At 42.3% G+C, this 12,159-nt stretch carries 11 protein-coding genes; 5 read left to right on the forward strand and 6 right to left on the reverse strand.

Going from position 1 to position 12,159, the window contains the following annotated elements; all coding sequences use genetic code 11:
• Nucleotides 1-20 precede the first annotated feature (20 nt).
• Both KS2013_RS02445 and KS2013_RS02450 read right to left on the reverse strand, forming a co-directional pair.
• Nucleotides 21-431, reverse strand: a complete 411-nt coding sequence (locus KS2013_RS02445) for an ATP-binding protein (RefSeq protein WP_068989219.1) — start codon at nucleotides 429-431, stop codon at nucleotides 21-23.
• Nucleotides 424-2,424, reverse strand: a complete 2,001-nt coding sequence (locus KS2013_RS02450) for a SpoIIE family protein phosphatase (RefSeq protein ID WP_068989222.1) — start codon at nucleotides 2,422-2,424, stop codon at nucleotides 424-426. The genes KS2013_RS02445 and KS2013_RS02450 overlap by 8 nt, the downstream gene beginning before the upstream one ends.
• Before the next feature lie 248 nt (nucleotides 2,425-2,672).
• Between KS2013_RS02450 and KS2013_RS02455 the strand changes: the two genes are divergently transcribed.
• Complete coding sequence (locus tag KS2013_RS02455; protein WP_068989225.1) at nucleotides 2,673-3,554, forward strand: 1-aminocyclopropane-1-carboxylate deaminase/D-cysteine desulfhydrase; 882 nt, start codon at nucleotides 2,673-2,675, stop codon at nucleotides 3,552-3,554.
• On the opposite strand, the gene KS2013_RS02460 is transcribed toward KS2013_RS02455, so the two are convergent.
• A complete protein-coding gene (locus KS2013_RS02460; RefSeq protein ID WP_068989230.1) occupies nucleotides 3,535-3,951 on the reverse strand; it encodes a hypothetical protein in 417 nt (138 codons plus the stop codon). The genes KS2013_RS02455 and KS2013_RS02460 overlap by 20 nt on opposite strands.
• A 126-nt stretch (nucleotides 3,952-4,077) precedes the next feature.
• On the opposite strand from KS2013_RS02460, the gene KS2013_RS02465 reads away from it, so the two are divergent.
• Both KS2013_RS02465 and KS2013_RS02470 read left to right on the forward strand, forming a co-directional pair.
• The gene (locus KS2013_RS02465) at nucleotides 4,078-4,545 is read left to right on the forward strand and encodes an Mpo1 family 2-hydroxy fatty acid dioxygenase (protein ID WP_068989231.1); all 468 of its coding nucleotides are present in this window, start codon (nucleotides 4,078-4,080) and stop codon (nucleotides 4,543-4,545) included.
• A 43-nt stretch (nucleotides 4,546-4,588) separates the two neighbouring features.
• Complete coding sequence (locus KS2013_RS02470; RefSeq protein WP_068989234.1) at nucleotides 4,589-5,845, forward strand: DUF819 family protein; 1,257 nt, start codon at nucleotides 4,589-4,591, stop codon at nucleotides 5,843-5,845.
• A gap of 48 nt (nucleotides 5,846-5,893) precedes the next feature.
• Here KS2013_RS02470 and ctlX read toward each other — a convergent pair whose 3' ends face one another.
• A complete protein-coding gene (ctlX, locus tag KS2013_RS02475; protein WP_068989237.1) occupies nucleotides 5,894-6,817 on the reverse strand; it encodes a citrulline utilization hydrolase CtlX in 924 nt (307 codons plus the stop codon).
• Nucleotides 6,818-7,266: 449 nt separating this feature from the next.
• Here ctlX and KS2013_RS02480 point away from each other — a divergent pair, with 449 nt between their 5' ends.
• Nucleotides 7,267-8,172 (forward strand): transcriptional regulator GcvA, encoded by a 906-nt coding sequence (locus KS2013_RS02480; RefSeq protein WP_068989239.1) that lies wholly within the window; start codon nucleotides 7,267-7,269, stop codon nucleotides 8,170-8,172.
• Between the two features lie 45 nt (nucleotides 8,173-8,217).
• On the opposite strand, the gene KS2013_RS02485 is transcribed toward KS2013_RS02480, so the two are convergent.
• The gene (locus KS2013_RS02485) at nucleotides 8,218-9,510 is read right to left on the reverse strand and encodes a Glu/Leu/Phe/Val family dehydrogenase (RefSeq protein WP_068989242.1); all 1,293 of its coding nucleotides are present in this window, start codon (nucleotides 9,508-9,510) and stop codon (nucleotides 8,218-8,220) included.
• A gap of 155 nt (nucleotides 9,511-9,665) precedes the next feature.
• On the opposite strand from KS2013_RS02485, the gene KS2013_RS02490 reads away from it, so the two are divergent.
• Nucleotides 9,666-10,460 carry an SDR family oxidoreductase gene (locus tag KS2013_RS02490; protein ID WP_068989247.1) on the forward strand — a complete coding sequence of 265 codons (795 nt, stop codon included), beginning with the start codon at nucleotides 9,666-9,668 and terminating at the stop codon, nucleotides 10,458-10,460.
• 17 nt (nucleotides 10,461-10,477) lie between these two features.
• Here the strand turns inward: KS2013_RS02490 and KS2013_RS02495 are convergent, their stop codons facing one another.
• On the reverse strand, nucleotides 10,478-12,124 hold the full coding sequence (locus tag KS2013_RS02495; RefSeq protein ID WP_156768949.1) for a GGDEF domain-containing protein: 1,647 nt from the start codon (nucleotides 12,122-12,124) through the stop codon (nucleotides 10,478-10,480).
• Between the last annotated feature and the right edge of the window lie 35 nt (nucleotides 12,125-12,159).

Below are 12,159 nucleotides of genomic sequence, written 5' to 3' on the forward strand. Positions count from 1 at the left end.
GCTCCTTTTATATAAACCTATTAAGACTTAAACGTTAACAATAAATAATTACTACCCTCTAACCATTTATAATGTTGTTCCGCAGTTAGAGATTTAATTAAATAGATCCCAAGCCCGCCTATATCTCTATTCTCAACTGGAGATTCTAAGTCCGGGTTCTCCTCGGCTAAGGGGTTAAACTGATTCCCATCATCTGCAATCTCAATCACTAATTCCTTAGGTGAGTTGCTTTGCATAGAGCAAGTAATTTTAATTGCATCCGAATGTCCCTCTGAGTACTTTTTTATATTGCTTACAACTTCATCTGCTACTAGTAACGCATTATTCAAAATGTCTGAATCGATATTGTGAGATTGACAAAATCGCTCTATACACTCTGAGACTGAGCTGATTAGTGAATTTGATTTTGATAAGAAACTATATTTATCCATTTTGTATCTTTTCTAGAATGAAGAGTGTTATATCATCGGATTGAGGCTCGTTTCCTGCAAATTTAGAAACCTGTTCCAGAACATGCTCGGAAATTAAGTTAATGGGTTGAACGGATTTAGACTCTTCCAAAGTTTCCAATAATTTCTCGTCTGAGAATTCTTCATGTTCCTCATTGAAGGCTTCTGTGATTCCGTCAGTGTATATAACCAGTTTATCTCCTACATAAAAGTCTACCTGAGTTTCTTTGTACTCTCCATTTTCAAACAGGCCCAAAGGTGACCCAGCTTCAACTTCAATGAAAGAAACATCGCCAGAAGATTTTATGAGTACTGGGGGGTTATGTCCTGCACAGGCCACAGTTAAACGACTATCACTGGGGTCGAGTACGGCACAGAAGAATGTAATAAACATACATTCGTCGTTGTCTTCTGCCAGTTCATCATTGAGCTCTGAAACGATGTCACTGAGTGATATCGATTTAGGGACCAGAAGTTTTGCAAGGCTAACAGCTCTGGACATAAATAAGGCGGCTGGAACACCCTTATCAGAAACATCCCCGACTGCAATAAAGTATTTGCCATTTGGTAGTGCTATCGCAATATATAAATCACCCCCCACGGCTTTGGCAGGCAATAACCTTGCATCAATATTGTATTCAGGAAGTGCTAAGTTTAAATTCCCAGCTCCTGGTACCATACTCATCTGAATCTTCCGCGCAATTTCTAATTCGCTTTCGAGCTTCTTTTTTGCCACCTTTGCATTGGCAAGATCATTAATGTGTTGCTTGATGGAGTTCTTCATTGTGTGTAAAGCAACGACCAGATCTCCTACCTCATCGTTACTGTTAATATCGGGTAATGTGAAATTGAAGTTACCGTTACTGACATCCTCAATGGATTTGTGAAGTTGACTCAGAGGATCGGAAATGCGTTTGGCAAGATACCAGGTAACAGCGATAAGCATAATCAATAGCATCACTGAAATGATATACATTTGATTTTTAAGACTCAGGTAATTAGCCAGCAGATCGTCCTTGGGGATGGCAACGATTAATTCAGGTGTAATCGTACCTGAGAAATCTAGCCTTGAACGGTGTACTAACCACCCATCCTTATCTTCTGAACGGCCAATATGACTGAAGATGGGGTGCTCTAGCTCAGAAATTGTGCGTTGCCTGAGCCCTTTGTCTGGCGTTTGAACTAAAGGGGATATATCTCCACTCCATGCAAGGATCTCTTGGTTATTGTGAATCAAAGATGCTGAAGAGTGAGTGATTGGATTCTCTTTTAACTTTTTAGCGATGTTGCTTAAAGTGATGTCAGTAGCAATGACTAAGGTTTTATTCTGATTGGCTTTTGCAATAGTGATGCCTATTTCTTTCATAAAATAAAAAACATAGGGAGATGTGGTTATGGAGTCATCACTCGCCATAGCATCCAGATACCAAGGCCTAATTCTTGGATCATAACCGGTATCTTCTAACGCTTCTGTACCAATAATTTCAACATTATTATTGAAGAAATAACGGATATGCTTTTTCATTTCCTTTTGAAGATAGTCGGCAACAAAGTACGCATCATCGGGCGCATTAAATTTATCTCTTAAAAACTTTTCAGGAATGTACCTTAATATAAAATAATCACCTTGGTGAGACCCAACCTGAATTCCTGTTGCTGAGGGGAGCTTTTCAAGCATTTGAGAGAAACTAGGCACTAATAATAATGGATCATCAATGTTATCCATCTCATTAAACTGGCTGGAGGCCAGGAGGGTAGTCGCACGGTCTACGGGAGCATAACTTCTCTGCAACTCTAGGTTGATTTCATTGCTGGAAGACTCAAAAATCCTTTTAGCCGTTTCGTTTAGTAAAACGTTTGAAATGCTCTGACTGTAAGTGATAATAAATGCAGCAAATACAAAGGCAACAAGAATTGTACCTAATACAATCTTGTCACGGATCGACATAGAGCTAAGTAATGGAAACTGTCTCATCCCCTTGCTCCTAAGTAATCTGGCTCATATTAAGCCATGTGTGATTTTCAGCGTGTAAAGCTACTTTCACACTAAGATCCGTTGCTAATATATAGATGATACTTAACTCCTTGTATTTTGTATCTGGTTATAACTTAGCCATTTGCGACGTAATTTTGAAGTGAAATTTTAAATAATCGTCGGTTAATAGTGGTTTTTTGCTATATTTATCGCCTTAGAGAGGCATATAAAAAGGTTCAAGAGAGTCTATGGTCAGGTTATCAGACAGCCCTATTCAGCCGGTTACCTGGAGTCAGGCAGAAAAGTATGGAGTTACCATAGATATTAAGCGAGATGACTTAATTCACCCGATCGTTACTGGTAATAAGTGGAGAAAACTTAAATATCTGCTAATGGATGCTCAGAATAAAAAGTGCCGACAAATTGTCAGCATGGGTGGTAATTGGTCTAATCATCTACATGCTTTAGCCTTTGCGGGAAACTCCCTGGGTATCAAAACACGAGCTTTTGTGCGAGCCCATCAAAATCAGGCCTTAACGCCTACGCTGAGAGATTGCCAACGATGGGGAATGACCCTTCAATTTTGTACTCGAAGTGATTATGAATTATTGCGCAAAGACAGCCATTGGGCGAGGTGGCAAAACAGGTTTCCAGACAGTTACTGGATAGGCGAGGGTGGCTTTAGTGAGCTGGCGATACAGGGTGTGAGTGATATGTCTAGAGAAGTACAGGAAGCTTACGATTATATATTTACTGGTTGTGGTTCTGGAGCAACGCTGTGTGGATTAGCCAGAGCTTTTCCTGAAACTAGGATCGTAGGTGTCGCTGCATTTTCTGGTGCGGAGTACCTAAAGAGCGAGATTCAAGCCTATCTGGGAAAGCTGACAAACTGGTTTCTGGATACTAAGCATCACTGCGGTGGCTTTGCCAAAAGCTCAGAACTGCTTTTAAAACTTCAGTCAGAACTGGAGAGTAAGAACGAGTTTCGACTTGATACTGTCTATAACACAAAAACATTTCTGGCCTTAAATAGTTGGATAGAAGAAGGCTATATAACTAAGAGCAACAAAGTGCTGGTTATTCATACGGGGGGACTACAGGGTGAACGTGTTACACCCACTGATAAATAGAGTAACCAATCACAGCAAGTCCGAAGAGCCCTTGCAGGGTAAACAGTGCCCTAAATATGAAGGTATAACGCAAGTATCTGCTCAAGTTGGCTTCGTCCAAAGCAAATAAACGTGAACTCTCTGAAAAGGTTTCTTCGCAGCGTATCAGGCCGGGGATAGTGAGTTTAAGCAGGACCTGACTTCTCATATCCAGAACAGTAAATGCTAAGGCCAGAATACAAATTAAACCTCCTATCAGTAGTATAACCAAAGGGTGCGCTTCTTTTTCAAAGGCAGCAAAAGCCCCGCCATTGACAAACATGGTTAGAGTGATAAAGAAATGGAATGCTTTTAAGCGCTGCTCTGCGTTGAATTTGAAGTGTTCCCATAGATAATTTTTTTCTTCTAAATAATCCATACAAGTCCACATCCAGTTTTTTGAGGCTAGTTTACATAAAAAAGGGGGAGATAACAGCACACCAATTGTGGCAAATTGCCGAAGAAGTTGTGATATGATATTTTCTCGTCAAAAGCGAGGTACCTTATGAAAACAGGTCAAGAATGGATTGCGGAGTATAGCGAAAGCCATCGAAACCCGAAAAATAAGCTATTACATTGGATTTGTGTGCCGCCGATTATGTGGACTGTGTTAGCTTTTTTATGGTCAATACCGGTTCCTGAAGCGCTACAATTTCACCCATGGCTTAATTGGGCCACAGTTTTCGTACTATTGGCTCAGTTATTTTACCTCAGCTTTGGCGCAGCCATATTTATTGGGATGTTGCTGGTCAGTGTAGGCATGCTATTATTTACCGCCTGGCTTGAGCAGGCAGCGCCCTTTGCTTTATGGCAAATCGCTTTGGTGGTGTTCATTCTCGCCTGGATAGGGCAGTTTGTTGGGCATCATATTGAAGGTAAAAAGCCTTCTTTTTTCAAAGACTTATTGTTTTTGCTTGTGGGGCCTGCGTGGGAAATGAATTATTTCTTGCGTAAGATCCGTGTAATTTCATAATATTTCATACTTTAAATCCAGTTTTTAACATTGGGGATAACTGATGCAGAATCCTGATACTACAGAGAATGTAGCACTGATTCAGTCTGATGCCGTGGCCTTTGGCGTGATTATGGCGGTGTTAGGACTTATTTTTTATACCTCCAGTCGTCAGCATGGCTTCTGGCATAAATTCTATAAACATATTCCGGCTTTGTTGTTGTGCTACTTTGTCCCCGGGGCCTTAAATACTTTTGGTATTTTTGAGGTAGAGTCGGCTAAGAATATTTACCACATTGCCTCCCGTTACTTGTTGCCTGCGAGCTTATTCCTTCTGACTTTAAGCATCGATCTTAAGAAGATTTTTGGTTTAGGCTGGCGCGCTTTGGCCATGTTCTTTACTGCCACGGTGGGTATTATTATAGGTGGTCCTCTGGCTATCTGGTTATTCCACGTTATATCTCCGGAATGGGTTGCGGGCGATATATGGAAAGGTATGTCTACGGTAGCCGGTAGCTGGATTGGCGGTGGTGCAAACCAGGCATCCATGCAGGCACTGTACAATGTGAACGATACTCTATTCGGTACTATGGCTGTAGTTGATGTGCTGGTCGCTGAAATTTGGATGATTGGTCTACTTATTATGGCTAAAAAGTCAGACTCCCTGGATAAAAAGCTGGGCGCTGATAACTCCAGTATCGAAGATCTGAAGCATACGGTTGAAAAGTACACTCGTGAAAATGAGCGTGTATCTCACCTAAATGATTATATGATCATCTTGGGTGTTGCTTTTGGTGTTGTTGCACTTGGTCATGCAATTGGTGGATGGTTGAGTCCTTTCTTTGGACAGTTTGAGTGGGCGAAAGAATACAGCTTGGACAGTAACTTTTTATGGTTAATTTTAACCGCTACCTTTGCAGGCATCGGTTTATCCTTTACCCGTACCCGTGAGTACGAACATGCTGGAGCCTCTAAGATTGGCTCAGTATTTATTTATGTCCTTGTTGCAAGCATTGGTATGAAAATGGATCTGTTTAAGATCTTTGAAGAGTGGCAGTTATTCTTGGTAGGCGCAGTTTGGATGATGATACACATCATATTGCTATTTATCGTTGCTAAAGCGATTAAAGCACCGGCATTCTTTATTGCGGTCGGTAGTAAGGCTAACGTCGGTGGTGCTGCTTCCGCTCCGGTAGTAGCGGCTGCTTTCCACCCGTCACTTGCACCAGTCGGTGTACTGCTGGCTATTCTGGGTTATGCAGTAGGTACTTTTGGTGCTTATCTAACCGCAGAAATGATGCGCATGATTGTCACGGGTTAATTCTAGACCTTATAAAAAAAGCGGCTTTAAAGCCGCTTTTTTTGGCACTTAGCTTTTTGGTAAGAAGTTTTCAGCGACCATGCAGCGGGCACTGCCACCACCTATTGTTTCAATGGTTTTTATGTCGCAGCAAATAAGTCTACCGTGGGCTTCAAGCTGTTGTTTCTGCTTTTTGTCAAAGCCCTGAAAAGCTGTCTGTGACATGACAATGACGGGCTCATTCTGCTGATTACGGAGCTGCAGTATATTGGCGCAAAAAGCCTGTTCTGCCTGCTGGTGGTCGATATTAATAATTTGCTTATTGTCATCGTGTAAGCTGCTGAGAAGAGATTCTCGCTCTTCCGCATCGGCAATGGATTCCAGGCATATCACCGCGAACTGTTCACCCACACTCATCATGACGTTGGTATGATAGAAGGGAGTGCCCTTGCTACTCGTACTATGAAAGGATATTGGGTGGTAGCCTCTATCTCTACAGTATTGCTCGAAAAGATCCTGTTCGCATCGCTCAGATAGGGTGGCATAGGCTTTACCCTTAAGATGGTCAAAAACCATGGCGCCAGTTCCTTCGAGGACCTGGTTACCTTGTCTCAGGTCATGAGTCACTCTAGGATTATAGCCATTGTACTCCAGCAGGCGTGTTAGTGCATCCAGACGGGCCTCTTGCTTGCGATTGGCTGCCTTCATAGGAAAGATATCAATACTTCCATCCGCTCTGGTGCAAAACCAATTATTTGGAAAGACGGCATCAGGCATTTCGGGATCGCCCTGCCTTTTATTCAATAATAATACTTCTAAATGGTGGTCGCGTAGCTGATTGACCATGACATTAAATTCTTCGAGAGCGCTTTCTTTAACCAGGTAGTGAGGCTGCTCTACTTTATTTTGAAATTCATTATCCTGCGCCGTTTCTTCATTAAAATGAAAATCGGTTGGCGGAACCATGATAATTGAATGAGTGGTATGCGACATAGGTAGGAGAATTAAAGAGTCATTTTCGTAAGATAAAAAAAAGGCTTGCAATGTGCAAGCCGTATATTAGCAATCTGCGGGTCATAAGGACCAAATGGGGGTAGGTATATAAAACATGCCCGCTCGCTAACCAAAGGAGTCAGTCTATGAAACTTAAATTACCAACTTACCAGAAGTATCCTTCTGGTCGGAATAAGCAAAGCTCATTCGCTTAAACCAACAGTGTTAATTTTTTTAATCATTAAAAAAATTAACAAAGTGTTTGCCTTTTCATAAGGGTATTTGACAAAATAGAAGCGTCTGGCAAATATTTGTCTAAGCCAAGTCCTGCTTAAGAGCTGGTTTGGCGTTGCCCCTCAAGGCAGGTCAAATAATATACAGTTGTATGACCAGATTCAAACGATATTTTTTCATGATTCAGATTAAAAAAATTAATGTAAGGAGCGGTAATGCCTAGAAGGTTGCCCCCACTAAATAGCCTGAGAGCTTTTGAGGCTGCTGCGCGCCACTTGAGTTTTACTAAAGCGGCTGAAGAACTATTTGTTACACAGGCTGCAATCAGCCATCAAATCAAAGCATTAGAAGACTATCTTGGCGTTGAGTTATTCATCCGAAGGAACCGGAAGTTATTGTTGACAGATGAAGGCCAGCTTTATTGGCCAAAGATCCGTGATATTTTTGAAAAATTAGTTAATGCCACTGAGCAGGTTAAAGCACAGGGTGCTACCGGCTCTCTAACGGTAAGTGTTATTCCAACCTTTGCGACTTTATGGTTGGTTCCCCGCCTTGCGGAGTTTAGCCAGCTTTATCCTGAAATTGATGTTCGAATCAAAGCGTCAGATACAGAAGTTGATTTTGTACGCGAAGACGTGGACATCGCGGTATATTATGGCAAGGGTGAGTACCAGGGCTTACATTGTGATCAACTATTCCAGGAGCACCTTACACCTGTTTGCTCACCCGGACTGGCTGAGTCAGGCACGCTTAACACCCCGCAGGATCTGGCTAATCATACATTGCTACATGATGCGACTACAGAAGAATGGCGGACCTGGATTAAACATGCCGACGTTAAGGGGGTAAATCCAGATCAGGGCCCTGTTTTCAGTCATTCCGGGATGGTACTTCAGGCAGCTCGACATGGTCAGGGCGTTGCCATGGGGCATAGTGTCTTGTCCCAGATGGATTTGGATTCAGCTCGTCTGGTTGCACCATTCGATATTGTGGTCGACAGTGGTTACTCTTATGACTTGGTCTGTCCGGAAAACTCGCACGATCGTCCTAAAATTGTAGCTTTCCGTGAGTGGTTACTATCGAAAGTTAACGAAGACGTTGATGACGAAGTTTTATATTGATCAAAAAAAAGGCGCTGGTTAGCGCCTTTTTTTATACCGACTTGATTAGGCCTCGCTGGAATTGAAGTAGTCACGAGTACCGTGAGCCTCCACGGCTTCCCCAATTCTTCGGAAAGCTAGAGTATAGGCTGCATTTCTCATACTACGGTTTTCTGATTTTGCCAAATCCCAGACTTCATTAAAGCTTTTACCCATGATTTTGCCCAGTCTTTCGTGGACAGTATCAAGATCCCAAGCGTAGCCGGAGCGATTTTGTACCCATTCAAAATAAGATACTGTAACACCCCCAGCATTGGCGAGAACATCAGGTACCACATGTATTTCTCTTTCATGAAGTATATGATCGACGTCACTTAATACAGGGCCGTTGGCAACTTCAACAATGTAGTTAGCTTTGATGTTATCGACGTTATGTTTTCCGATAACACCATCCAGAGCCGCAGGGATCAGTATATCCACATCCAGCTCCAATAATTCCTCATTACTGATTGGGGAATGCTCGACCTGCTCACAAACGGAGTGTGTGCAATAGACCGCCTTAACCTGACGAGTGCGCTGCTTTTCCTTATAGATACTTGGGACATCAAAGCCTTTATCTGAGTGGATACCACCACGAGAGTCACTTATAGCAACAATTTTGTAACCTCTCTCATGTAGCAATCGAGCTGCATGGTAACCCCCATTACCGAAGCCCTGAACCGCAACGGTAATGTTTTCTGGTTTCCAGTTGTGTTTCTTTTCTAATTCAAGAATGCATAGGTAAGCACCTCGGCCAGTGGCATCATCACGCCCTAGACTTCCGCCTAAACTGATAGGCTTACCGGTGATAACACCAGGAGCTTTTTGGCGAGTAATGTGTTCATATTCATCCATCATCCAGCCCATGATACGTTCATTGGTGTAAACGTCTGGTGCCGGAATATCGCGGTCAGGACTGATAATATCAGCCATTTGGCGGACGTATGAACGGGATAGTCGTTCTAATTCCATGCGCGATAACTGTTTAGGATCAACCGTGACACCGCCTTTACCACCACCATAGGGTAAACCGACAATAGCACATTTAATTGTCATCCAAAGGGCTAAGGCCTGTACTTCGGGCTGATTAACATCAGGGTGATAACGGATACCGCCCTTTGTTGGTCCTAGTGCGTTATTGTAGCGGCAGCGATAGGCCGTAAAATATTGAGTTGAGCCATCATCCATGCGGACGGGAAGTGAGGCCGTCAGTGTGCGCATTGGCTGCATCAGGCTGTCAATAACCTCAGGGTTAACTCCGGCGTTTTCGCCAATTTCGCGAACTCGTGATAAAGCGTCCTGATAAATTTTTTCGGACATAATCTCTCCCTAGTTTTTAAGAGATCTATGAAATATAGGCGATGGTTATAACATGTGCCTTTAAGAAATCAAAATATGGAGTCTGAATTTAGAGCTGGTCGGAGTTTATAATTTTCGATATAACAGTAGGCATTAGTAAACTAAATTGACCATTTATGAGTACTCTTAAGAATAAAACAATTTGGATAACGGGAGCCTCTTCCGGTATTGGTGAGGCTCTTGCATATGAGTGCGCGCGTCATGGTGCTAGGCTCGTTTTGTCCGCTCGTCGAAAGGATGAGTTAGAGCGAGTGGTAGCCCATTGTGAAGGTAGAGACAAGCATATTATTGTTGGCATGGACTTAGCTGATAGTAACGGCTTTACTGATTTAGCTGACAAAGTCTGGCAGCAGACAAATGGTGTTGATTTATTAATTAATAATGCCGGCTTGAGTCAGCGGGCGCTAGTGATGGATACCTCTCTGGATGTACATAGGACAATTATGGAGATAAATTATTTTGGTACGGTGGCATTAACACAAGCCATACTTCCACTGATGTTAGAACGGGGAGCGGGTGGTGTTATTACAGTTAGCTCTCTAGTCGGCAAATTTACTACGCCATTACGTTCGGCCTATGCTGCATCAAAGCATGCGATTACTGCTTATATGGATAGTCTGCGTGCTGAGTTACATGACACAGGCTTACAGTTCACAACCATCTATCCAGGGTTCATACATACGAACCTCACATATAAAGCACTTTTGGGAGATGGTACGGAGCAGAACACAATGGATCGTGCACAGAAAGAAGGCATGCCTCCCGAAGTCTGTGCAAGTAAGATTATGAAAGCCTATATGAAGGGCAAGGACGAAGCTTTTGTTGGCGGTAAGGAAACCAGAGCGGTATTACTGAAAAGACTATTCCCCAAACTATTTGCAAAAATAGTTCGTAAGGCGAAAGTAACCTAGTCGTAAAAAGCCGAAAGTTAGATATGCACTCTACCTTTCTGCTTAACTTTACCTTTAACTAGAATTTCATCAGCCTGTTCAATAAGCTCTTCTGCGGTTGTTGCAATTTGTGGGTTAGTGGTCACGCCCCCGAGCGTCACGCTGATCGATACCGGTGCTTTATTTTGAAGTACTATGGGTTCCTGCGTGATATTGTTATGAATACGTTTCAAAAGTTGGAATGCATCATGCTCGTCAGAAACTTGGGCCGCGACTATGAATTCGTCACCGCCATAACGCCCCAATAGATCAAACTCACGTAAAGTATCCTTGGTTCTTTTAGCTACCGTTCTTAAAACGAGATCACCCGTTAAATGGTTGTGCTGGTCATTAAATTGCTTGAAATAATCAATATCGATTAGAGCCAGGACCATAGTGTCTTCTGAGCGATGAATTCGGTGAAGTTCTTCATTCAGTCTCTCTATAAATGAGGAGCGTCTCAAGCAATTAGTTAAATAGTCGTAAGTAGCGTTACGGTAGTACTGCCAATGCTTGTGGATTAGTATCAGTGTTATGACTATAAATATTGCGATGATAAAAATGGGGGATACCAGCCCTTCAAGACCACTCATAAAAGTTGGTACAAGCTGCAGGTCGACCATAAAGTCAAATAGTACGGCGCCAATGAAAACCACAATAGTCCATGCCATCAGTCTGGCATAGGGCAGTTTATCTTTTATTGCCTGATAAAAAAGGTAAAAATAAAACGGGATCAATACGACAATACTAATCGCTTGTAGCAAGTGAACAATATGGTAAATCGAGTCAATATGGATAAAAACCGCAGCCAGACTAATCAGCGACAATAACCATATCAGTGGTAATCTAAACCACTTAGACACTTTGCATTTAAAGAAGTTGGTCAGGAATAGAAAGAATAATAGTGTCAGAACCCCGAATAATAAAATGTTCAATCTAAAAATAATATTGAGGTGAACCCCTGACGCGAATATGAAGTGTGAGTAGGTCAGAATATAAACTGCTTCACCAATGCAGAACAAACCAAAGTAAAGATGGTCTCTGTTTTGTTTTTGTGCAGCAAAATAGAAAAACTGTACTGCAGAGATAATGAGCATCAAGCCCACATAGAGCATTAGTAATCCCTCGTGAGCAATCAGTGTGTCCTGTATAGTGGTGGTTTCATTGATCGTCGGGATACCGGAACTCATGCCACCTTGCCGCGCATGGTTATAGACTTTTATGACCAGCTCATTTGCCTGCTCTTTTCCATATAGCAGGTAATTATTGGGAATAGGGTAGTTACGTGAATATAAAGTAGCTTTTTCGAAATCAGGTGGGAAGCGACCTGTCTGACCCAATAACTTTCCATTCAGATAAATTTCATCCGCGTCTCGCAAGTGAGGAATGGAAAGGGATAACTGTAAGTTTTTGGCGGCTTTTTCAAGACGAAACTTATTAGTATAGATAGCCATTCCATCATAGTCTGGGAAGCTGTCCTCAATGGCACCAAGGCGTTTCTGTACCTTACAATCCGTTTTGTCATTATCGTCCGTAGCTACGTCAACACATAAAGCCCAGTTACTTTCAAGCTTTAAAGGAAGCGCCTGAGGAGGAGTTTGTTCATTACTTGAATGCGCAGCAAAAAGCCTGTCAGATAATAGCAAGCTGAACAATACGCAAGATAAGAGTAATAATTTTT

The organism is Kangiella sediminilitoris (genome assembly GCF_001708405.1).
GTDB classification, from domain to species: domain Bacteria; phylum Pseudomonadota; class Gammaproteobacteria; order Enterobacterales; family Kangiellaceae; genus Kangiella; species Kangiella sediminilitoris.

Coding starts and splice junctions, on each gene's coding strand:
- KS2013_RS02445 (WP_068989219.1), bottom strand. CDS start 431: ATGGATAAATATAGTTTCTTATCAAAATCAAATTCACTAATCAGCTCA.
- KS2013_RS02450 (WP_068989222.1), bottom strand. CDS start 2,424: ATGAGACAGTTTCCATTACTTAGCTCTATGTCGATCCGTGACAAGATT.
- KS2013_RS02455 (WP_068989225.1), top strand. CDS start 2,673: ATGGTCAGGTTATCAGACAGCCCTATTCAGCCGGTTACCTGGAGTCAG.
- KS2013_RS02460 (WP_068989230.1), bottom strand. CDS start 3,951: ATGGATTATTTAGAAGAAAAAAATTATCTATGGGAACACTTCAAATTC.
- KS2013_RS02465 (WP_068989231.1), top strand. CDS start 4,078: ATGAAAACAGGTCAAGAATGGATTGCGGAGTATAGCGAAAGCCATCGA.
- KS2013_RS02470 (WP_068989234.1), top strand. CDS start 4,589: ATGCAGAATCCTGATACTACAGAGAATGTAGCACTGATTCAGTCTGAT.
- ctlX (WP_068989237.1), bottom strand. CDS start 6,817: ATGTCGCATACCACTCATTCAATTATCATGGTTCCGCCAACCGATTTT.
- KS2013_RS02480 (WP_068989239.1), top strand. CDS start 7,267: ATGCCTAGAAGGTTGCCCCCACTAAATAGCCTGAGAGCTTTTGAGGCT.
- KS2013_RS02485 (WP_068989242.1), bottom strand. CDS start 9,510: ATGTCCGAAAAAATTTATCAGGACGCTTTATCACGAGTTCGCGAAATT.
- KS2013_RS02490 (WP_068989247.1), top strand. CDS start 9,666: ATGAGTACTCTTAAGAATAAAACAATTTGGATAACGGGAGCCTCTTCC.